The 20,280-nt window shown below is 58.8% G+C and carries 19 protein-coding genes and 1 pseudogene; 7 read left to right on the top strand and 13 right to left on the bottom strand.

The annotated features are described in order from the left end of the window. Nucleotides 1–59 precede the first annotated feature (59 nt). From HEQ17_RS13405 to HEQ17_RS13365, 9 genes are all read right to left on the bottom strand, one after another. On the bottom strand, nucleotides 60–2,183 hold the full coding sequence (locus HEQ17_RS13405; RefSeq protein ID WP_296293193.1) for a TonB-dependent receptor: 2,124 nt from the start codon (nucleotides 2,181–2,183) through the stop codon (nucleotides 60–62). A gap of 96 nt (nucleotides 2,184–2,279) precedes the next feature. Then, nucleotides 2,280–2,642, bottom strand: a complete 363-nt coding sequence (locus HEQ17_RS13400) for a DUF2946 family protein (RefSeq protein ID WP_296293192.1) — start codon at nucleotides 2,640–2,642, stop codon at nucleotides 2,280–2,282. A gap of 13 nt (nucleotides 2,643–2,655) precedes the next feature. After that, nucleotides 2,656–3,804, bottom strand: coding sequence for a methanobactin export MATE transporter MbnM (locus HEQ17_RS13395; RefSeq protein ID WP_296293191.1), 1,149 nt, complete (start codon nucleotides 3,802–3,804; stop codon nucleotides 2,656–2,658). 6 nt (nucleotides 3,805–3,810) lie between these two features. After that, nucleotides 3,811–4,692, bottom strand: a complete 882-nt coding sequence (locus HEQ17_RS13390; protein ID WP_296293190.1) for an MbnP family copper-binding protein — start codon at nucleotides 4,690–4,692, stop codon at nucleotides 3,811–3,813. 18 nt (nucleotides 4,693–4,710) lie between these two features. Beyond that, on the bottom strand, nucleotides 4,711–5,238 hold the full coding sequence (locus HEQ17_RS13385) for a copper chaperone PCu(A)C (protein WP_296293189.1): 528 nt from the start codon (nucleotides 5,236–5,238) through the stop codon (nucleotides 4,711–4,713). A gap of 10 nt (nucleotides 5,239–5,248) precedes the next feature. Next, the gene (locus HEQ17_RS13380; protein WP_296293188.1) at nucleotides 5,249–5,836 is read right to left on the bottom strand and encodes a hypothetical protein; all 588 of its coding nucleotides are present in this window, start codon (nucleotides 5,834–5,836) and stop codon (nucleotides 5,249–5,251) included. 97 nt (nucleotides 5,837–5,933) lie between these two features. Beyond that, complete coding sequence (locus HEQ17_RS13375; protein ID WP_296293187.1) at nucleotides 5,934–6,332, bottom strand: DUF2946 family protein; 399 nt, start codon at nucleotides 6,330–6,332, stop codon at nucleotides 5,934–5,936. Between the two features lie 37 nt (nucleotides 6,333–6,369). Further along, nucleotides 6,370–6,849: a copper chaperone PCu(A)C gene (locus tag HEQ17_RS13370; protein WP_296293186.1), complete on the bottom strand. Its 480-nt coding sequence runs from the start codon at nucleotides 6,847–6,849 to the stop codon at nucleotides 6,370–6,372. A gap of 141 nt (nucleotides 6,850–6,990) precedes the next feature. Beyond that, the gene (locus tag HEQ17_RS13365; protein WP_296293185.1) at nucleotides 6,991–7,392 is read right to left on the bottom strand and encodes a DUF2946 domain-containing protein; all 402 of its coding nucleotides are present in this window, start codon (nucleotides 7,390–7,392) and stop codon (nucleotides 6,991–6,993) included. Nucleotides 7,393–7,542: 150 nt separating this feature from the next. Here HEQ17_RS13365 and HEQ17_RS13360 point away from each other — a divergent pair, with 150 nt between their 5' ends. The 3 genes from HEQ17_RS13360 (at nucleotide 7,543) to HEQ17_RS13350 (ending at nucleotide 9,185) form a co-directional block, all read left to right on the top strand. Next, nucleotides 7,543–8,193 carry a glutathione S-transferase gene (locus HEQ17_RS13360; protein ID WP_296293184.1) on the top strand — a complete coding sequence of 217 codons (651 nt, stop codon included), beginning with the start codon at nucleotides 7,543–7,545 and terminating at the stop codon, nucleotides 8,191–8,193. Nucleotides 8,194–8,308: 115 nt separating this feature from the next. Next, nucleotides 8,309–8,680 carry a TraR/DksA C4-type zinc finger protein gene (locus HEQ17_RS13355; RefSeq protein ID WP_296293183.1) on the top strand — a complete coding sequence of 124 codons (372 nt, stop codon included), beginning with the start codon at nucleotides 8,309–8,311 and terminating at the stop codon, nucleotides 8,678–8,680. Between the two features lie 91 nt (nucleotides 8,681–8,771). Next, entirely contained in the window at nucleotides 8,772–9,185 is a 414-nt protein-coding gene (locus HEQ17_RS13350; protein ID WP_296293182.1) for a VOC family protein, read from the top strand. A 12-nt stretch (nucleotides 9,186–9,197) separates the two neighbouring features. On the opposite strand, the gene mrdA is transcribed toward HEQ17_RS13350, so the two are convergent. Genes mrdA through HEQ17_RS13330 form a run of 4 tightly spaced genes read right to left on the bottom strand, consistent with a single transcriptional unit; the run spans nucleotide 9,198 to nucleotide 13,757 of the window. Continuing rightward, nucleotides 9,198–11,204 (bottom strand): penicillin-binding protein 2, encoded by a 2,007-nt coding sequence (gene mrdA / locus HEQ17_RS13345; protein ID WP_296293181.1) that lies wholly within the window; start codon nucleotides 11,202–11,204, stop codon nucleotides 9,198–9,200. Between the two features lie 2 nt (nucleotides 11,205–11,206). Beyond that, entirely contained in the window at nucleotides 11,207–11,728 is a 522-nt protein-coding gene (mreD, locus tag HEQ17_RS13340; RefSeq protein ID WP_296293180.1) for a rod shape-determining protein MreD, read from the bottom strand. After that, complete coding sequence (mreC, locus tag HEQ17_RS13335; protein ID WP_296293179.1) at nucleotides 11,725–12,672, bottom strand: rod shape-determining protein MreC; 948 nt, start codon at nucleotides 12,670–12,672, stop codon at nucleotides 11,725–11,727. Before mreC ends, mreD begins: the two co-directional genes overlap by 4 nt. A gap of 41 nt (nucleotides 12,673–12,713) precedes the next feature. Beyond that, complete coding sequence (locus HEQ17_RS13330) at nucleotides 12,714–13,757, bottom strand: rod shape-determining protein (protein WP_296293178.1); 1,044 nt, start codon at nucleotides 13,755–13,757, stop codon at nucleotides 12,714–12,716. Nucleotides 13,758–13,968: 211 nt separating this feature from the next. Between HEQ17_RS13330 and gatC the strand changes: the two genes are divergently transcribed. From gatC to HEQ17_RS13310, 4 genes and pseudogenes are all read left to right on the top strand, one after another. Continuing rightward, nucleotides 13,969–14,268 carry an Asp-tRNA(Asn)/Glu-tRNA(Gln) amidotransferase subunit GatC gene (gene gatC, locus HEQ17_RS13325; RefSeq protein ID WP_296293177.1) on the top strand — a complete coding sequence of 100 codons (300 nt, stop codon included), beginning with the start codon at nucleotides 13,969–13,971 and terminating at the stop codon, nucleotides 14,266–14,268. An 8-nt stretch (nucleotides 14,269–14,276) separates the two neighbouring features. After that, entirely contained in the window at nucleotides 14,277–15,740 is a 1,464-nt protein-coding gene (gene gatA, locus HEQ17_RS13320) for an Asp-tRNA(Asn)/Glu-tRNA(Gln) amidotransferase subunit GatA (protein ID WP_296293176.1), read from the top strand. 85 nt (nucleotides 15,741–15,825) lie between these two features. Next, nucleotides 15,826–17,306: pseudogene (gatB, locus tag HEQ17_RS13315) on the top strand (Asp-tRNA(Asn)/Glu-tRNA(Gln) amidotransferase subunit GatB). A gap of 217 nt (nucleotides 17,307–17,523) precedes the next feature. After that, nucleotides 17,524–20,190, top strand: a complete 2,667-nt coding sequence (locus HEQ17_RS13310; protein WP_296293175.1) for an ATP-binding domain-containing protein — start codon at nucleotides 17,524–17,526, stop codon at nucleotides 20,188–20,190. Nucleotides 20,191–20,280 lie beyond the last annotated feature (90 nt).

Below are 20,280 nucleotides of genomic sequence, written 5' to 3'. Positions count from 1 at the left end.
CCTGCGGACCTGGGCCAATACCCAGCCTTGGGTCGGATGCTTGTCAGGTCCGCAGTGACTCATCGGCTTCCGAACGACTTGCTCAAGCCCACCATGATGCTTCTAGGCGCACCTGGTGCATAAGTGTTGGCGCCTCGACTGCGACTGGCTGTGTGGGCATAGGCCTTATCCGTGAGGTTGAGCACTTGCCCCCAGACTTCCCAGCCATCGCTCAATGAATGGGTGGCTGTCAGATTGAACACGTTGTGTCCCGCGTATCGGGTGGTGTTGGCATCGTCCATCCAGTAGCTGCCAACGTGCACCATTTGGAGGGCCACACGCGCTTTGGCAGTGGCTTTCCAGCCGATACGGGCATTGACGGTCTGTTGAGGTGCCCCAGGCATGCTTTTTCCGGAAAAGTCTTCGGTGCTGCTGGTTCGGTAGTTCAAGTACTCGTGCTGCGCCAAGTTGACGCCAATGCGCCAATCGAATGGGCCGATGTTTTGGTTGAGCGCCAACTCAACACCACGGCTGCGTGTACGCCCAGCATTTTCATTGACGCGATTGAATGACACGATGGTGTCTTTCCCGTCGAGCTGATAAATGGCCGAATCCAATCGAATGCCAGACGTCCATATCGACCGCAAGCCCAGTTCCATGTTGTCATAGGTTGCTGGCTTCAAATTGGGGATGTTCTGGGTCCCATAGAGTTGACTGACCTCGGGCGGGGTGAAGCCCAGGCTCAGGTTGCTGTACAGGCTGCTGCTGGCGTTGAGTGCATAGGTGGCGCCCAGCTTGGGGCTGAACTTGGCGAAGTTTCGAACTTCGTTGGATGCACCAAAGTTGGCGCCGGGCGTCAAGTTGTTCTTGAAGTCGTAGCGGATGCTGTCATAGCGCCCACCTGCAACCACCCGAACTTTGTCACTGGGGCTGAACTCCAGCTGTGCAAACGCCGCATCGTTGGCAATGCCCACACCATAGTTGCGAACGCCATTGGGGTTGTTGACGCTGTTCAGGCTGTAACTGATGTAGCGCCCTGTCAGTGCATCGCGCACGATGGCCAAGTTGTCGGAGACAAAATCATTCTGGCTGCGGTCTATGTAGACACCCGTCACCAGTCGCGCTCGCAGAGTATCTAGTTTTTGGGTGTGTTTGATGTCAACCCCTAAGGATCGAACATGGTTGTTGTTGATGGTTCCTCTGCAACTTGTTCCGCCGTCAGATGCCGTCTCATTGCAAGGACTGTTTGACGAGCTGGGCAATCTGGAGTTGATCGTGTAATTGGGCAGCTGGGCATGGTCGTTGTTGCGTGCAAAGAAAGTGACCGTCGTCAGACCACCACGGCTGGTTTCACCTTCCCAGGCCACATTGGCGCGCGTGGTTTTGTCTTTGCGCCACGTGAAGGTGTTGATGCTCTTGCCGGGGTTCGTGCGAAAGTCATTTTCAAACAAACTGCCCGGTGTGTCGGAGTCCAGGTTCGTGTGTACCAAGGAAGCCCGCATCCATGAAGTGGCGCTCAGGTTGTAATCGCCGCGCAAGGAGAAAGAGTCTTTGGTTCCGCCACTGTGCTGCTGCCAATTGAGGCTGTCGCGTTGCGAGCTGTAATGCGAGAAGCGCAAGCCCAGATCGCCCCAGGTGTTGCTGGCTCCCGAATCGATGCGCGTGAAACCATCGGTGCTGTCGTGGCGAATGCCCATGTAGCCCGTTGGGGTGCGGGAAGAGCGCTGGGTCAAAAAGTTGACCGCGCCACCGACCGCATTGCTGCCATACAGCGAAGATGCGGCGCCTTTGACCACTTCGACACCACTGGCGCCGTTGGTGTTGATGGCGTTGAGCGCGTTGTGGTTGAACACGCCCATAGGCCGAATCGGGATGCCGTCTTCCAGGTATTGGTAAACCGACTGAGTGCTGATGGGTTGGCGGATGCCCATGCTGTGTTGTTCGTTGCCCAGATCGTTCCAAAACACGCCGGGAATGCGGTTGATGATCTCGCCCATGGTTTTGGGCTTGTCTGCATCCCATTCGGCACGACTGACCGAGCCGATGGACACGGGCGTTTCGGACAGTTTGGTCTCAGAGCGTGAACCAGACACCACGATGGTGTCCAACGCATTGCCGGTTTGGGCCACGGCATGGCCGTTCAGCCCGGCGAAAAGGCCGAGCACGGCCAAAGACAAAGGAGAAAGAGAAAGGGTGTTTTTCATGGCAAGTTTCAAATCGATCCATCACCGCCAGCACACAGGGCAGCAGTGACAACAAGCGCCGAACACCTGGCGGTGTTCAGCACGGTTCAGTCAAGATCAATTGAAAGCAGGCGGCCCTCGAGAGGGCAATGGCGGTGCCGTGCGCGCCAGCAAGATGGCAGCCGGTAGACGCTGGACGATGTGCGAACGGGCATCGGGCACATGGGCCAGATCGGCCAACGTGGGCGGCGGAAGGGCGGGCGTGGTGTGGGCGCACAGTGGGCAGTCCATGCTGCTGCGTACTTGGGTTTCACCCTCCTCGCCCAGCACCACCAGTTTCATGATGCCCATGCTGGAGCACACCACTTCCATGGTTTTGGGCTGCAGCGTTGAAGCCAAAACCGACACGCCCACAAACAGCACGTACCAGGCCAGCACCAGGCGGGCGAGACGACACAAATTTGAAGGAGGGATGAACATGGCGCGCTCGATTTCAGCGATTCAAAACCCATGGATTGGCATGCCGAGGGTTTTGAACGAATGTCTTGTCCGTCAGTGCATTCAAGAACGCCACCAAGTCGGTGACTTCTTGCTCGCTCACTTCAAACCCTGCGATCAGCGAGCTGCGCATGGGGTTGGGTCCTTTAGGGGTGTTGCCTGCGCGGCCCGCTTGGGCGTAGTGCTCGCGAATGACTTGCTGCAGTGTCGGGATCGAGCCGTCGTGCATGTAGGGCGCGGTCAGTGCCACGTTACGCAGTGTGGGCGTGCGGAACTGGCCCATGTCGTCAGGGTTACCCGTCAGCTCGCTGATGCCGATGTTGTCGGCCGGATATGCGCCTCGGCCGTCCAGGTTGTACAGGCCTGTGTTGTGAAAGCCCTGCTCGGCTAAAGGCAGTTTTTTGTGGCGGATGTTGTCGGTGAAGGTGAAACTGCCGTGGCAGTGGTAGCACTCCATTTTTTCGCCAAAGAACAGCGCTTCGCCGCGCTTGGCCGAGGCACTGATCGCATGGGTTTGCCCGCCGTATTTGTAGCGGTCATATGGGCTGTCAAACGACAGCAGGCTGCGCTGAAAACTGGCAAGAGCCTTGGTCAGTGTGCTCAAAGAAAAAAGTGCCTCAGACCCTTGACGCGCCTCGGCTGGGAAGGCTTTGGCAAACAGTTCGCGGTATCGCGCATCGGCTTGCAGGCGTGCAAACAGCTCTTTTTCCCGCCCCGCCATGCCCATCTCGACCGGATGTTCGCCAAACAGGGGCAGCAAGGCTTGAACCTCCAGCGCAGTCAGGTTGGGGTTGGCCCAGGTGAGCACGGGCAAATACGCCACATTGGCCAAAGACATCGCACTTCTGCTACTCAACTCCTTCGTTACACCTTCAGACAAGGCCCGCCCGTCGGTGAAGGCTTTGTCCTGATGGTGGCAGCTGGCGCACGACATGCTGTTGTCGGCAGACAGGCGTTGGTCATAAAACAAGTGCCGGCCCAGCTCGACCTTGGCCGCACTCATGGGGTTGTCAGCGTGCTCTACCGGGCGAGGCACCCAGGCCGGGAGGCCCCAGTGATAGGCCTGCAAGGCGCTGCCGCTCAGCAACACCCAGCCCAACACCAAAGCGGGCAACAACACCAAGAGGCGAGACAAGCGTTTCATGACCGATCAACGCTTGGACAACAGGCGTTGCGCCCCATTGGCGGGCACGCCGTCATAGGCCAGGCCCAGGGCGTTCATCACGTGAGTGCAGTCGGCATCTTTGGGAAAGCTCATGCAGCCAGGCGATGTGCCTTTGGCGTTCACGTCCACATTGGCCTGCGCCAAAACAGCGCCCATGTCCACCACCACAGTGTTTTTGGCCAGGTCAAATTGGTTCAGGCGCACGGTCATGCGGTTGGGGTTTTGGCAAGCACTGGGGGCTTGGGTTCGGCTCTCGCTTGCGCACGCGGTGCTGCCCAGGTGCACCGAGTAACGCGTGACGGGCCCCATGGCATTGGCACCAGCAGGCTGTTGATCGTTGATGCCGCTGCTGGTGGTGTCAAACTTGATGAACTTGTAGCCGCCTTGCCAGTTCCAGAACATGGCTGTGGAGTTGAGCGGTGCGGGGGCCACGGTGGGGTCCTGGTGGTTTTGCGCAAAGGGCACGCCCACGGTGAGTTCCACGCCCACATAGTTACCTGCAGGTACTTGGCCCCGCACAGCGGTGTTGGTGGCGGTGGTGCCATTGCGGCAGGGGCCGGTGCCGTTTTCAAAATCGATCAGGGCCACGTTTTGGTGCTGCCAAATGCCGTCTTGCGCCAATTGCACCGGCACGGCGCTGCCGTCTTGGCGCAACAACTTCACCTCGCTCACATACATGCGAAAGTCACTGGGCGTGATGCTCGAACGTGTGGTGCCCACGCCGTCGTAACGCTGGCCGCAGGCAAAAGGCTGGCCGTTGATTTGAGCTGCAAAGTTGAGCGATACCTGCGCGGTTTTTGGCGCGTTGGGCACCGTGCTGCATGCGGCGAGTGCCAGGGCGGCGGCTGTGATGAGGAGGGTTTTCATGGGGACTCCTAAAAGGTTTCAGTGTGGATGTGTATGGGTGGCGTTGCCTGAGCGCGGTGTTTGCACCCAGACATTGACTTTGCGTGTGCCGGCTTTTTCAAAGACCAGCTCCAGGTCGAAGCGGTCGCCGTCTTTCAAAGGCTGTTTCAGACCCTGCAGCATCAGGTGGTGTGTGCCCGCACCACCGTGGCGCAGATTGACTTCGGTGCGTGCAGGCAGTTCGATGGCGGGCACTTCACGCATGCGCATGATGGTCCCGTCCATCTGCATCTGGTGCAGCTCGACACGTTCGGCCACGGCGCTTTTGGCGGCGATCAAGCGGTCGGCTTGGCCGCCCCGGTTGCGCAGGCCTTTGAAATAAACGCTACCGTTGCGTGTGCCAGCCAGGCTGGGCGTGGCATAGGGATGGTCGATCACCAGATCACCTTGCTTGAAGTCGTGGGCGTGTGCCAGGTTGAGTGACAAGATCAGGGCGCACATCCACAAGCCAGCGTGCATGGCTGAGTTTGTGATGAATTTCCAAGTCAGGTGAACCATTGCATTCATGGCACGTCTTTCATGCAGCCATGGCGTATGGCGACCCATTGGCCCAAGTTGTTGCAATGCGAATGGGCTTCTCATGGCGCTCAGGCACTAAAGCATTGAGTTCGCGGCAGACGGTTTCGAAGGTCGAGTCCACCACGCGGGCCATTTCTTTGAGCGTGGGCAATTGCTTGCGCTGCAATTCGATCACACGTCCATCGGCTTGCCTGCCCAATACCGTGAGCAAAAATGCCAACCGACGCGATATGGGGCCTGTGCGCAATCGGTGCATGTCGCAAGTTTGTCGTTGTTGTTGTAGAAAGCCTTGCGCCATGGTCGTGTGGCGAGCCGCTTCGTGGCCGATTTGTTGTGGCTGCGCTCGGCCACTCACCAAAGCTGTGACCGAAAACGCATACGGGGCTGAGCACAAGGCTTCGACGCCGATCAAGTCACCCGGCATAGCCAATTGCACCAAGGTTTGGCCTTCCAGACTGGGACGTTCCAGCTTGAACACGCCTTGGTTCACGCGCCACACAGGGCCTAAGGTGCCCGCAATCAACAAGGTTTGTCCTCGGCGTACATCGATGGATTCGTCCATCGGAATTTGGGTCAAATAATTCACAAGTTGCTCCTGTTTGAATTGGAGCCAGGGCGAGCGCTCGAAAGCGTGGCTCTGGCCAACAGCAGACGGGCAAACACCCGAGCTGCCACGACTGAAATCAGGCGTGGGCAGGTGGGGCGCGAGTGAGGACTGTCCAATGCAGAATGGACAGAGGTCGGTGTGTATCGAAGTGCGCCAACGGAGGTGGCGCCTGAGGCAGAGCCTGCCACGCAAAGGGGCTGCTGGGTGGTGCCATCCGGTCGCAGACCAGCAAGCAAAAGGCGCAGTGGTCCACCATGGTTTTGCCGGGTTGAGGCCTTTCGTCAGTCAGCGCGTCGAGCGTTACATCTACCCCCAGGCTTTGCGTGCCCTGGGCGGTACAGATTTCCATCCACGGCGCAGCACTGCCCTGGCCCCAGGCTCGCGCACGCGAGAGCGTGGGAGCCAAAGCCGCCAGCAGCATCGCGCACAGTATCAACTGGGTGAGCCTGCGCAGTGGTGCGGAAGTCCAGGTCATGGGCTGATCAAGAGGGTATCAAGCAGTGAATGGGCGATCAGTGCTTGTGCTTGTGGCCTTCGCCGTGTTTCATGGCCGGTGCAGCGGCGGTGCGGGCGGGCACTTTCAACTCCACAGACTGGCGCTTGCCGTCTTTGCCTTCCACCACCAGCGTCACGGGCACGGTGTCACCGTCTTTGACTTGGGCCTTCAGGTCCATCAGCATGACGTGGTAGCCGCCGGGCTTGAGGTCGATGGCTTTGCCCGCAGGCAAATCCAGGTTGGGCACAGCACGCATGCGCATGACGCCGCCGTCCATGGCCATTTCATGCACCTCGACCACACCCGCCACAGGCGATTGGGCCGAGACCAATTTGGCGTCTTGCGCCGATTGCAGCTGCATGAAGGCACCCGTGGCCTTTTGCTGGGGCACGGTGGCGCGCACCCAGGCGTCTTTCACAGTCACTTGGGCTTGGGCCGACAAGGACACGGTCATGGCCAGAAAAAGGGCAGACACAGACAAAGCGGGACGGAACATGGATCACTCCTGGTGGTTATCGAACAGATGAAGAGACACAGACAGTGCGCAAGGCACACCCTATGAAGCAGGGTGCACTGGCACAGTTGGGCGCCTAAACCGACTCAGCCCCAGCGCGCCAGCGCATCAAGGGGCGGTGTTTCAGGCGAAAAAGATGGGGGGTGCGCGGGCTTGCCAGGGCTGACCCAGCAAACTGGCCAAGCGAGCCGCCGGCAGGGCTCGCAAAGCATGGGGCAAATCACCCGTTGGCAACTTGGCCAGTACATCGGCCGCGGGAGGCGCGATCAGGGGCAAGCAGGCGGGGCAGTCGAGCGCGGTGTGTGCCACCGTGCCATCCACATCAGCACCTGCAGCATCCACCGGCACCAGTTTCACGCCGCCAATGGCGCTGCAAACCAGTTGCACGGCTTCTGGCTTGACCAGCGGTGAGGCCACCGCCGCCCCGACAAACAAGGCAAACCACACCAGCACGAAGCGGGTGAGTCGGTGGGCATTGCGCAGGGATTGCAGGTTGAACATGGCACGAATTATGGCATTGGCCATTTGGCCCGCGCTTGTAACCGCCTGATGGCCAACCGAGCATGTGGCCACCTGCGCGGCCTACCCCTTGCCGAGCTGAACGGTCAACTGTGTGACCTGAGCGAGTCGGGTCTTGGGCTAATCTGTGATTTTTACCCTTTCTCGGAGACCCTCATGCTCACACTCTGCGGCTTTGCAGCCAGCAATTACCACAACAAAGTCAAATTGGCCTTGCTCGAAAAAGGCGTGCCTTTTGTCGAGGAGCTGGCTTGGGTGGGCGCGACCGATGCGCAAGCCAGCCCCTTGGGCAAAGTGCCTTACCTCAAGACGCCAGAGGGCGCGGTGTGCGAGTCGGCCGTGATGCTGGAATACATCGAACAAAAGTACCCGCAAAACCCCTTGATCCCTGCCGACCCGTTTGCCGCTGCCAAGGTGCGCGAGTTGGCGCTGTTTCTGGACCTGCACTTGGAGCTGGTTGCGCGCAACCTCTACCCCGAAGCCTTTTTTGGCGGCAAGGTGAGCGACTCGGTCAAAGAGAAAACCGCAGCGCAGCTCGAAAAGAGCGTGGCTGCATTTGCCAAGTTGGCCAAGTTCGCTCCCTTCATCGCGGGCGACAGCTTGACGTTGGCCGACTGCGCCGCCGTGGTGCACCTGCCCTTGGTGTCTGGCGTCACCAAGTTGATTTACGGCAAAGACTTCCTGGCCGAGCTGCCTGTGCGCGACTACCTCAAGATGATGGGCGAGCGCCCCCACATGCAGACGGTCAACGCGGACCGCAAAGCCAATATGGAATTGATGATGTCGCGCATGAAAGCCAAAAGCTGAGTCTGTGCGCTTGAGCGCTTAAGGCGCGTCAACCCCGGCCCATGGCCGATGCCATGCGGCAGCGGGGGTTGACCCACATCAATACCGCGTCACCCCAGGCGCCTAGGATGAAGCCATGACTTCATCCGACACCCCAAGCCTCTCCATTTACCGCGAGCGTCTTTTGCAAGAGCGCACGCAGCTGCTGCAGCGCATCGCCGAGCAGCGTGGCGGTCTGGTCTCGCGCGCTGACATGGCCGCGGACCACTTTGACAACAGCTTTCAGTCGCGCGCCCAGATCCGTTCTGAGCGGCAAACCGAGTTCGCCATCAACGAACACGAAACCGCCGAGCTGGGAGACATCGACGCTGCACTTGAGCGTATTGATGCGGGCACCTATGGCCAGTGCACCGACTGCGGCGTGACCATTCCGCCCGCACGCCTGAGCGCCTACCCGACCGCCAAACGCTGCATCGTTTGCCAGACGCGCAAGGAACAAGGCCGCTGATTGTCATGCCGCATGGCCCCACCGTGTGGGCGATGGCATATCGCGGTGTTTACCCAGGGCTTCGAGCTGCGGCGCTGCTATGCTGGAGTGCATGCACAGTCTTTTTCATTTCGCTTTTCACGTCACAGACTTGGATGAAGCGCGCCGCTTTTATGGCGATGTGCTCGGATGCCAAGAGGGCCGATCGACCGAGACTTGGGTTGACTTTGATTTTTTCTCGCACCAGATCTCGCTGCATCTGGGCGAGCCCTTCAAAACCACCTTGACGGGCCTTGTGGGTGAACACCTGGTGCCCATGCCGCATTTTGGCTTGGTCTTGCAAAAGGCCGATTGGCAAGAGCTGGCCGAGCGCTTGAAATCGCGCAGCATGCAATTTGTGGTCGAGCCCCACCTGCGCTTTGCCGGTCAGCCCGGTGAGCAATGGACCATGTTTTTCTTGGACCCGTTTGGTAACCCCATCGAGGTCAAAGGCTTCGCTGATTTCGAGACGGTTTACGCCAGTTGAGTCAAACGCGGCTCATGGTTTGACGGCTTCCAGTGCCTTGTCGGCGGGCACGGCTTTGGGACTCAGCAGCGGCACATCTTTCTTGGCCCGGGGTTTGCCGATCGGGCTGGAGGACTGGCCTCTTTGTGTGGCAGTTATGTCATCTTCACTGGGGTATTGCCCCAATAACCAGTAGTCAAACACCCGCCGTGCAATGGGCGCGGCCGCAGCGGCACCAAAGCCAGCGTTTTCGACCACCACAGCCAGCGCAATCGTCGGGGATTCCGCTGGGGCATAGGCCATATACAGAGAGTGGTCACGCTGGTACTCAGACAATTTGGCTGCGTTGTATTTGTCTTTTTGCCCAATCGTCACCGCTTGTGCCGTGCCGGTTTTGCCAGCACTGGTGTAGCCCGCTCCAGCAAACACCCGTGCCGAGGTGCCCGACGTGACGACGCCCACCAGGCCCTTGTGCACCACATCCAGGTGCTCGGGTTTGTAGCCCAGGTCCATCGGTGCTTGTGCAGCCACTTGCGTTTGTGCGTGGGTCAGCGCATCTTGTGTGGCGGTGACCACTTGCGGCTTGAACTGCAGACCCCGGTTGGCCAAGGTGGCCGTTGCCGAGGCCAGTTGCAACATGGTGAATGCGTTGTAACCCTGGCCGACGCCCAGCGAAATGGTCTCGCCGCTGAACCATTGTTTTTGATCGGGTTTCTTGAAATAGTTGCGCTTCCATGTGGTGCTGGGCAGGATGCCGCGCACCTCGCCTGGCAAGTCGATGCCCGTGCGCTGACCAAACCACAAAGGCTTCATGAAGTCATGGATGACGTCAACCCCCATTTCATTGGCCAGCGAGTAGTAGTAAACATTGCTCGATGAGACGATCGAGCTGACCATGTCCACCGCACCCAGGCCATGGTCTCCGTGGCTACGAAACGTGTGACCGCCATAGGTCCACGAGCCCGAATCTTGAATGATGGTGCTGGCGGAGCGTTTACCGGTGGCCAATGCGCCTAGCGCCATGAAGGGTTTGTAGGTGGAGCCTGGTGGATAGGTGCCGCGCAAAGCGCGGTTGAGCAAGGGTTTGTCGATGGATTCATTGAGCAACTGCCAGTTCTCAACATCAATGCCATCCACGAACCAGTTCGGATCAAAGGTGGGTTTGCTCACGAAGGCAAGTACCTCGCCGGTTTTGGGGTCCAGCGCCACCAAGGCCCCCCGGCGCTGGCCAAACAGGTCTTCAGTCATCTTTTGCAATTGGATGTCGATGGACAACACCACGTTTTGGCCCGGTGTCGCTGGTCGGCTCGACAGATTGCGAATGGCCCGCCCGCCCGCCGAAGTCTCGACCCAATTGACGCCGGTGATGCCGTGCAGTTCGCGTTCGTAGCCTTGTTCGATGCCGAGTTTGCCGATGTATTCTGTGCCACGGTAATTGGCGATGTTGTCGTTTTCCTCCAGCATTTCCTTGTCACGCTGGTTGATGCGGCCAATGTAGCCAATCACATGGCTGGCCAGCTCGCCGTAGGGGTACTGTCTGAACAGGCGGGCTTTGATTTCGACCCCGGGAAATCGGTAACTCTGGGCACTGAAGCGGGCAACTTCTTCATCAGTGAGCAGGTTTCGAATGGGCAAGGAGGCAAAGTTTTTTGTCTCTTCACGCAAACGCTTGAAGTGACGGCGGTCTTTGGTCTGGATGTTCACCAGCTCTGCCAGCGCGTCTATGGTGGCTTCCAGATCCTTGACTTTGGAGGGGGTGATTTCCAAGGTATAGGCCGAATAGTTGCTGGCCAGCACCACGCCGTTGCGGTCTATAACATTGCCGCGTGGTGGCACCGTGGGCAAGATGGCTGTGCGGTTGCTTTCGGCTTGCGCCATCAGGTCATCGTGCCGGATGACCTGCAGATAAATCAGACGTGCTGCCAGCAAGGCAAAGCAAAGCAGGATCACCCATTGAACGATCACAACCCGTGAGTGAAAGCGTTCAATCTCTTTGTGGATGTCGCGCAATTCCGCGAGAGTGGGCAAAGGCAGTGACATGCTCAAAGTGGCCGGATGTCATCGCGCTCAAAAGCCCTGCGTTGCGGCACCAGCAGCATGGCACCTATCAAGGGCCAAAGGCCAGCTTGTAAAAAGGGGGCCACCAGCATCGACCAGTAGGGCCAGGAATCGTTGGCCAACAGGCGGGTAACCCACTCCAAGACAGAGGCTGCAATGAAAAGGGGCAGGATCTGCAAGGCTTGCTCGTCCAGCGGAAACCACAACAATCGCCTTTGTGAGGCACTGGCCAAGCCGCACAACACCACATACGACAAGGCGTTTTGCCCCAGCAAGGCAGACTCATGCACATCCACCATCAGTCCCATGGCAAAGGCCAGCAGCAGCCCGACTCGGCGGGGCTGGTGCACAGTCCAAAACACAAGGGTGACGGCCAGTACATCGGGCAGCCAATCTTGTCCCCACAAACCCAGCAGCATGTGCAAGAGCAAGGCCAGCACCAGACTCATCCCGATGAACCGGGGGTTTGCCGGCAACAGCAGAGGGCGTCCCGCCGGCATGATCATGGTTTGGCTCCTGTGCCGCTGTCTTGCGCGTCTTTGCTGGTTGTTTTGCCTATGGTGTCTTGGGCCGTGTCAGCCGCAGGTCTGGCGGGCCAGTCCTTGATGGGCAGCAAGACCAACAAGTGCCGCCCGCGTTCGCGGGCGGTGGGTTCGGCATGCACGGTCGCAAAAGACCCATCCACGCGACGATCGATTTGCGAGATGCGCCCGACATGCAAGCCCGGTGGATAAATGCCATCAATGCCACTGGTGGTGAGCAGGTCGCCTTTTTGCATATCGGTGCCCGAAGGCACAAACATCAGCTCCAACGAACCGCCCGCAAACATGGGGCTGCCGTTGGCCACATGGCGAGTGCCCGAGCGGGCATTGATGACCGGAATGGTCTGGTGGCGATCGGTGAGCAAGGTGACTTCACTCACCATAGGGTAGACCCGTGTGACTTGACCGACCACGCCGGCAGCATCGATAACGGCCGAGCCTGTCACGATACCGGCAAACTGCCCCCGGTCAACCACCACGCGACGCGAGTAGGGATCGGACGTGTCGTACAAAACTTCAACCGCTTTGCTGGGGCCAAAGACGCTCGACCGCAATTCATGCAATTGGCGCAGGTTGGCGTTTTCCAGACGCAATTGTTCGACTTGTTGCAGTCGTTGGGCTTGGGCAATGGTTCGGGCTTCGTATGACAAAGCGGCATCGCGTGCGGACTCAACACCAATGAGGTAGTTGCTCACCATATTCCACAAATGGGCGGGTTGTAATGACAGCCATTGCAAAGGCGACAATGCAAGCGCCACTCCCGCACGCAAGGGCTGAGATATCTGAAGGCGATGGTCTGCTGCCATCAACATCAGCGACAGCAGACTGAGCAAAACCAGCTTGGTCGTTGTGGACAAGCCCCGCCGGAAAATCGGCGGGACATGGCGCTCAAAAGTATCCAGGGCCATGCAGTGAGTGCTCCGGATGCGAGGCGAGGGCTAAGCCGTGTTTATTCGCTGGTGAAAATACTGCCGAACTGGTCCATGCGCTCCAGTGCCAAGCCACAACCGCGTGCCACGCAAGTCAGCGGGTCTTCGGCCACCAGAACGGGCAAGCCGGTCTCTTCGGCCAGCAGGCGGTCCAGGTCTCGCAGCAAAGCGCCGCCGCCTGTCAGTACCATGCCGCGGTCGGCAATGTCTGCACTCAACTCCGGAGGGGTTTGCTCCAGCGCACTTTTGACAGCCGAGACGATCTGGTTGAGGGGGTCGGTCAGTGCTTCGAGGATTTCTTGGGAGCTGATGGTAAAGCTGCGAGGCACGCCCTCGGACAGGTTTCGGCCCTTGACTTCCATTTCCTTGACGTCGCTGCCGGGGAAGGCCGAGCCGATGCTTTTCTTGATGGCCTCGGCGGTGGGCTCACCGATCAGCATGCCATAGTTGCGGCGGATGTAGTTGATGATAGCCTCGTCAAATTTGTCACCGCCCACCCGCACGCTGCCCTTGTAAACCATGCCCCCCAGCGAGATCACACCAACTTCGGTGGTGCCACCACCAATGTCCAGCACCATCGAGCCGGAGGCTTCGGAGACTGGCAGACCCGCGCCGATGGCAGCGGCCATCGGTTCTTCGATCAGATACACCTCGGAGGCGCCCGCACCCAAAGCCGATTCGCGGATTGCCCGGCGCTCGACCTGGGTGGAGCCGCAAGGCACACAGACGATGATGCGGGGGCTGGGACGGAAGGTGCTGCGGGGGTGCACCATGCGGATGAACTGCTTGAGCATCTGCTCGGTCACTGTGAAGTCGGCAATCACGCCGTCCTTCATGGGGCGAATGGCTTCGATGTTGCCGGGCACTTTGCCGAGCATGGCCTTGGCTTCATGGCCCACGGCTTGCAGGGTCTTCTTGCCCTGGGGACCACCTTCGTGACGGATGGCCACGACAGAGGGCTCGTCGAGGACGATGCCTTTGTTGCGCACAAAGATCAGGGTGTTGGCGGTGCCCAGGTCAATGGCCAGGTCGGTGGAGAAATAACGGCGTAAAGAAGAAAACATGCAAAGGTCCTTGGACACGTCAGGCCCCAAGCTTGCGAAAGGCTTGCTGGGGTGAGCGCGGCAGTCAATTCAGGTCGGTATCAGGGCAGTCTCAACGACTGCACAGCCAAACGAACCAAACGCAGGATAATACCCGATCCCCCGGTGAAACAGGTGCGCCCCCGCTCCTTTTGGGCCGGAAAAACACCTTCTTTACAACTCTTTTCAAACCATGTCCCTGACCCCACAGGATATTGCCCGCATCGCCAACTTGGCTCGGCTGGAGCTTCAGCCCGATGAAAGCGAGCGCATGCTCACGCAAATCAACGGCTTTTTCGGCATCGTTCAGGCCATGCAGGCCGTGGACACCACCGGCATCACCCCCATGGCCCACCCCGTGGCCGCCATCCAGGACATCACGCTGCGCCTGCGCCCCGACGTGGCCAGCGAACCCAACCAGCGCGATTTGAACCAGCGCAGCGCCCCGGCCGTCGAGCGCGGGCTGTTTTTGGTGCCCAAGGTGATCGAGTGAGCCGCACGATGAATTCTCTGCACGACATGACCGTGGCCGAACTGGCCCAGGCCCTCAAGACCAAACAAGTCAGCGCTGTGGAAGTGGCCACCGGCTTTTTGGCCCGTTTGGGTGGCAACCCACACAACGCCTTTTTGGACATCGACAGCGAAGTGACGCTGGCCCAAGCCCAAGCCTCCGACGCCAAGCTGGCCAACGGCACAGCCGGACCACTGGAAGGCGTGCCGGTGGCGCACAAAGACGTGTTCGTCACCCGCGACTTCGCCACCACCGCAGGCTCCAAAATCCTGAGCGACTACCGATCACCCTTTGACGCCACCGTGGTGCAGCGCCTGCGCACAGCGGGCATGGTCACTTTGGGCAAGCTCAACTGCGACGAATTCGCCATGGGCTCGGCCAACGAAAACTCGGCTTACGGCCCGGTGCAAAACCCCTGGGACACGGCCCGCGTGCCCGGCGGCTCGTCTGGCGGCAGCGCTGCGGCTGTGGCCGCAGGCCTGGCCCCCGCCGCCACCGGCACCGACACCGGCGGTTCGATCCGCCAGCCCGCCAGCTTTTGTGGCATCACCGGCATCAAGCCCACCTATGGCCGCGCCAGCCGCTACGGCATGATCGCCTACGCTTCGAGCCTTGACCAAGCAGGCCCCATGGCCCGCAGCGCCGAGGACTGCGCCCTGTTGCTGAGCGCCATGTGCGGTGGCGACATCGACCGCGACTCGACCTCGCTGGACATGCCGACTGAAGACTTCGGCGCATCGTTGAACAACTCGCTTGAAGGCCTGCGCATTGGCATCCCCAAAGAGTTCTTTGGTGAAGGCCTGGCACCCGATGTGCGCGCTGCAGTGGACGGTGCTTTGCGCGAATACGAAAAGCTGGGCGCCAAGCTGGTGCCCATCAGCCTGCCGCGCACCGAGTTGTCGATTCCGGTGTACTACATCATTGCCCCGGCCGAAGCAAGCTCCAACCTCAGCCGCTTTGACGGCGTGAAGTTCGGCCACCGCGCCAAGGACTACACAGACTTGGTGGACATGTACAAAAAGACCCGCGCCGAAGGCTTTGGCAACGAGGTCAAGCGCCGCATCATGACGGGCGCTTATGTGCTCTCGCATGGCTACTACGACGCCTACTACCTGCAAGCCCAAAAAATCCGCCGCATGATCGCCGACGATTTCCAAAACGCGTTCAAAGCATGCGACGTCATCGCTGGCCCCGTGGCCCCGTCGGTGGCCTGGAAGTTTGGCGAGAACGCGGGCGACCCGGTGGCCGACTACCTGGCCGACATCTTCACCCTGCCCGCCTCTTTGGCCGGTTTGCCCGGCATGAGCGTGCCCGCAGGCTTTGGCGCTGGCAATATGCCCGTGGGCCTGCAACTGATCGGCAACTACTTCAAAGAAGCCCAGTTGCTGAACGCTGCACACCGCCTGCAACAAGCGACCGATTTTCACCTTCGCAAGCCGGAGGGGGTGAAATGATGCCCCCACGTTCATCACTTCGTGTATTCACTGCCCCCCAAGGGGGTGCTGGGCTCCTTTGGGGCGGCCCGGCAGGAGCCCAACCATGAGCAAACTCGTCCAAGGCTACGAAGTCGTCATCGGCTTCGAAACACACGCCCAACTTTCTACGAAGAGCAAGATCTTCAGCCGCGCCCCGACAGCGTTTGGCGCAGAAGCCAACACCCAAGCCTGCGCGGTGGACATGGCCCTGCCCGGCACACTGCCGGTGATGAACATCGGCGCGGTTGAACGCGCCATCGAGTTCGGCCTGGCCATCAACGCCCACATTGCCGAGCGCAGCATTTTTGCGCGCAAAAACTACTTCTACCCCGACCTGCCCAAGGGCTATCAGATCAGCCAGTTCGAGATCCCGGTGGTGCAAGGCGGCGAGGTGTCCTTCTTCTTGGAAGAAGGCAAAGAGACCGTGCGCAAAACCGTACGACTGGAGCGCGCCCACCTCGAAGAAGACGCGGGCAAATCGCTGCACGAAGACTTCATTGGGCAAAGTGGCATCGATTTGAACCGCGCGGGCACCCCCTTGCTGGAAATCGTGACCCAGCCCGACATGCGCAGCAGCGAAGAAGCCGTGGCCTACGCCAAAGAGCTGCACAAGATCGTGACCTGGATCGGCATCTGCGACGGCAACATGCAAGAAGGCTCTTTCCGTTGCGACGCCAACGTCTCGGTGCGCAAGCCCGGCCAGCCGCTGGGCACCCGACGCGAAATCAAGAACCTGAACAGCTTCAAGTTCATGCAGCAAGCCATCGACTATGAGGTGCGTTGGCAGATCGACAGAATTGAAGACGGCCGCGCCATCCAACAAGCCACGGTGCTGTTCGACCCCGACACGGGCGAGACCCGCGCCATGCGCACCAAGGAAGACGCTGCCGATTACCGTTACTTTCCCCGACCCGGACCTGCCACCGTTGGTGATTGGCCGCGACTGGGTGGAACGCGTCAAAAGCGAAATGGCCGAGCTGCCCCGCGTGATGGCCGAGCGCTTTCGTCAAAGACTACGCACTGCCCGAATACGACGCCACGCAGCTGACCCAAAGCAAAGCGGTTGCCGCCTACTTCGAAGCCACCGCCAAGGCCTGTGGCCAGCCCAAACTGGCCAGCAACTGGATCATGGGCGAAGTTTCACGCCGCTTGAACGCCAGCGAAATGGCCATCGAACAATCGCCTGTGAGCGCTGCACAACTGGCCGCCCTGATCGGCCGCATCAGCGACAACACCATCAGCAACAGCGCGGCGCGTCAGGTGTTTGAAGGTCTGTGGAACAAAGAAGGCCCCTCCGGTAGCGGCGAAGGCGATGTTGACGCCATCATCGAATCCAAAGGCCTCAAGCAGATGAACGACACCGGCGAGCTGGAAAAGATCATCGACGAAGTCCTGGCGGCGAATCCCAAGAACGTGGAAGAGTTCAAGGCGGGTAACTGCCAAGGCCATTGAACGGCTTTGGTCGGCCCGATCATGAAAGCCAGCAAGGGCAAGGCCAATCCGGGGCAAGTGAACAACCTGCTTAAAAGAAAGCTTTCTGAGTAATAATTTGGTCCAAGAATATTGTTTGAACATAGAAACCGCTAGTTGCGGTGATGGCTGCTTAAGCGCCAGAATATAGAGTGGACGGCCTTCAACCTGCTTTCATTCGACGATACCTATGCCACTAAGGGCGAATTTACTAAGAGTAACGACCCCGATGTGGTGGCTTTGATTGTCGTCCTTACAAATAAAAAAACTGAACCCGAAGCAGGAGTAAAGCTTGAACAGTGCAGATCACAACGCCTTGGCACCGATTGCAGAAGAGGTGCTCGGAAAGCTCCAAGAAGTCTCCACAGCGGCGCACTCCTGGCTAAAAGACCCAAATGGCCCCAGTGTGGACACGCTTGTGCCTAGCTCTGTCTCGGAAGCTGCGATGCGCAACCTGGGTCAAGTCAATCAACAGAATCGTGCGGCCTACCAGCGGTTAAGCAAAGAGCCGGTGGTCTCCCGTGTTGTTGCTGAAGACGAAAAGGGTGGACTCCATACCCGTTTCTTCTGCCGTGCGGATCAGGGTATGGCCGGATTTGGAGTCATCAGCTACCTTACTAAGTGGGGTCGTCTAGCGTCGATGCCAGTAGGGGATGAGTACCTCACTCCCGATGGCCAAGCCTGGATCGTCGTCTCCAAAACAGGCCTTCGTCCTGAGAAGGTCAACGGGCAGTGGGATGCTTATTCGGTCATACAGCGCGAAGACCTACCCAGCGTCACGATTGACTCACTTCGGGCTCTTTTGAAAGCGGAGCAACCGACACACAGCGCAAGCAAGATCCTGGCAGAAATCCGCGCCAAGGAGGCCAAGAATGCGACTATTGAAGAAGGCATCCGCCGAAGTGTAATCACACGAATGGGGCTACGGGATCAGCCTATTCTTGACAAGTTTCAGGACGAGGTTTTCCGTCTGCCGCTGTCACATCAGGTCGTTCTGCTGGGACCACCCGGTACGGGAAAAACCACAACCCTGATTCGCCGCCTGGGTCAGAAGCTAGACATCCAGTATCTCGATGAAGACGAACAACGCGTGGTCCAGGAGGTGGCGCTTGCGCAAGGCCTGTCACATGAGCGCAGTTGGCTCATGTTCACGCCAACGGAACTGCTCAAACAATACCTGAAAGAAGCATTCAACCGCGAGTTGGTGCCGGCGTCTGATCAAAACCTTCGGACTTGGGACGACCATCGACGAGAACTATGCAGACAGACCTTCAGCATCCTCAGAACACCTACCGGTGGCGGGACCTTCGTCCAGAAGGCCGGCCTGAGCAGCTTGCTGGACACCACGATAAAGAACCAAGTCGAGTGGTTCACTGACTTTGATGTTTGGCAAGGTCAAAGCTACCTGCAGGAGCTGACCACTGCCGCCCAGGTCCTCCAGCAATCGAACATTAGGCAAGCTGACGAATTAGGAAAGCTGTTGTCTTTGGTACTAGGCGAACATCAAAGTTGGCCAGCAACCTTGAGCCAGTTGGCAGAAGAGTTGCCTAGGGTTCAGTCTTTTGTAGCCCAGTTCAGGGAAGATATCGGCAAACGACTCGAAGCCGGGTTGATTGCACAACTTCAGACAAATCGCAACTTCGTGGCCGAGTTCGCCGCGTTTCTAGAGACTTTGCAGCAAACAGAAACGGACGAGGCCGAAGAAGTGGACGTGGACGACGAGGAAGATGTGCAAGCACCCAAAGTTGGTGTACAGGCCGCGACCAACGAGTATTACCAAGCGCTCAGGGTCTTGGCTCGTGGCGCTGCCACTAAACGTGCGGCGAACAAGGCCAACCGCAGCGGCAAAATCATAGAGTGGCTGGGTGCCCGCGTGCTTCATCAAAGTGACCTCATCGATATAGGGAACAAGCTGATTCTTCTATCAGCTGCTCGCCGCTTTGTCACGCCGGCCCGTGGGTATATCAGTGGTGTCAGCAAGCGCTATCGCGCCTTTCGCCGTGAACGGCAGGGCGCGGGAACTTGGTACCAGTCTGGAACATTTGATCAGCGTGACGTTAACCCGCTGGAGCTGGATGTCATCCTGCTGGCCACCCTCAAAGCAGGCAACCAGTTGATCGACCGTCGGAGTATCCAGCGCGCAATTGACAGCCTGCAATGGGCGCCGTTGAAGAGCGTCATGAGCTGTCACCGACATCAGATTCTGGTGGACGAGGCCACCGACTTTTCGCCACTGCAACTGGCATGCATGAACGCGCTGGCTCACCCACGGACACGATCGGTTTTCGCTTGCGGTGACTTCAACCAGCGACTGACCACATGGGGTGTTCGAAGTCCGGAAGCGCTGTCCTGGAGCTTGCCCGGCGTCGAGGTTTATGAGATCGCGGTAGCCTACCGCCAGTCTAGGCAGCTCAATGACCTCGCGAAAGACATCATCCGTGCAGTCAATGGTTCTGTGCCGAACGTCAGCCTACCTACAGAAGTGAACAACGAAGTGGTTTCGCCAGTTCTGCTGGAAAACAGCTCAGCAACGCAGATTGTTCAATGGCTCGCAGACCGCATCGTTGATATCGAGCGGATTGTCGTGCAGCAGCTTCCATCCATTGCCGTTTTCGTCAACAGCGAAGATGAGGTAGCGCCGATTGCAAAGGCCCTAGAGGCTCTGCTGAGCGAGCACAACATTCCTGTGATGGCGTGTCGTGAAGGGCAGGCGGTAGGTCAAGAGAGCAGCGTGCGAGTATTCGACATTAAGCACATCAAGGGCCTGGAGTTCGAGGCAGTTTTCTTCTTGGGCGTTGACCGCCTGGCAGAACTTCAGCCCGAACTGTTCGACAAATACATCTATGTCGGCACCACCCGCGCTGCGGCTTATTTGGGTCTGGCCTGCGAGCGCGGATTACCTGCACTACTTGACCCCGTTCGACATCACTTTACCGCCTATTGGGACACCACAAAATAAAACCAAAGTAATTAATTCAAAGTTACAATCTTCGTTGTGGAGCTCTAAAATTTTTATGTCATTTTGAAAATGCTTCATGGCGGTGTGGCT

Source organism: Limnohabitans sp. (assembly GCF_023910625.1).
Lineage (GTDB): Bacteria > Pseudomonadota > Gammaproteobacteria > Burkholderiales > Burkholderiaceae_C > Limnohabitans_A.
This window is presented reverse-complemented; position numbering and strand designations above follow the sequence as displayed.

Bases quoted from the DNA above. Each gene is read 5' to 3' on its own strand.
- HEQ17_RS13365 (WP_296293185.1), bottom strand. From the start codon at position 7,392: ATGGCCAATGCCATAATTCGTGCCATGTTCAACCTGCAATCCCTGCGC.
- mreC (WP_296293179.1), bottom strand. From the start codon at position 12,672: ATGGCCCTGGATACTTTTGAGCGCCATGTCCCGCCGATTTTCCGGCGG.
- HEQ17_RS13370 (WP_296293186.1), bottom strand. From the start codon at position 6,849: ATGTTCCGTCCCGCTTTGTCTGTGTCTGCCCTTTTTCTGGCCATGACC.
- gatC (WP_296293177.1), top strand. From the start codon at position 13,969: ATGTCCCTGACCCCACAGGATATTGCCCGCATCGCCAACTTGGCTCGG.
- mrdA (WP_296293181.1), bottom strand. From the start codon at position 11,204: ATGTCACTGCCTTTGCCCACTCTCGCGGAATTGCGCGACATCCACAAA.
- HEQ17_RS13385 (WP_296293189.1), bottom strand. From the start codon at position 5,238: ATGAATGCAATGGTTCACCTGACTTGGAAATTCATCACAAACTCAGCC.
- gatA (WP_296293176.1), top strand. From the start codon at position 14,277: ATGAATTCTCTGCACGACATGACCGTGGCCGAACTGGCCCAGGCCCTC.
- HEQ17_RS13400 (WP_296293192.1), bottom strand. From the start codon at position 2,642: ATGTTCATCCCTCCTTCAAATTTGTGTCGTCTCGCCCGCCTGGTGCTG.
- HEQ17_RS13405 (WP_296293193.1), bottom strand. From the start codon at position 2,183: ATGAAAAACACCCTTTCTCTTTCTCCTTTGTCTTTGGCCGTGCTCGGC.
- HEQ17_RS13375 (WP_296293187.1), bottom strand. From the start codon at position 6,332: ATGACCTGGACTTCCGCACCACTGCGCAGGCTCACCCAGTTGATACTG.
- HEQ17_RS13330 (WP_296293178.1), bottom strand. From the start codon at position 13,757: ATGTTTTCTTCTTTACGCCGTTATTTCTCCACCGACCTGGCCATTGAC.
- HEQ17_RS13355 (WP_296293183.1), top strand. From the start codon at position 8,309: ATGACTTCATCCGACACCCCAAGCCTCTCCATTTACCGCGAGCGTCTT.
- HEQ17_RS13395 (WP_296293191.1), bottom strand. From the start codon at position 3,804: ATGAAACGCTTGTCTCGCCTCTTGGTGTTGTTGCCCGCTTTGGTGTTG.
- HEQ17_RS13390 (WP_296293190.1), bottom strand. From the start codon at position 4,692: ATGAAAACCCTCCTCATCACAGCCGCCGCCCTGGCACTCGCCGCATGC.
- HEQ17_RS13360 (WP_296293184.1), top strand. From the start codon at position 7,543: ATGCTCACACTCTGCGGCTTTGCAGCCAGCAATTACCACAACAAAGTC.
- HEQ17_RS13350 (WP_296293182.1), top strand. From the start codon at position 8,772: ATGCACAGTCTTTTTCATTTCGCTTTTCACGTCACAGACTTGGATGAA.
- mreD (WP_296293180.1), bottom strand. From the start codon at position 11,728: ATGATCATGCCGGCGGGACGCCCTCTGCTGTTGCCGGCAAACCCCCGG.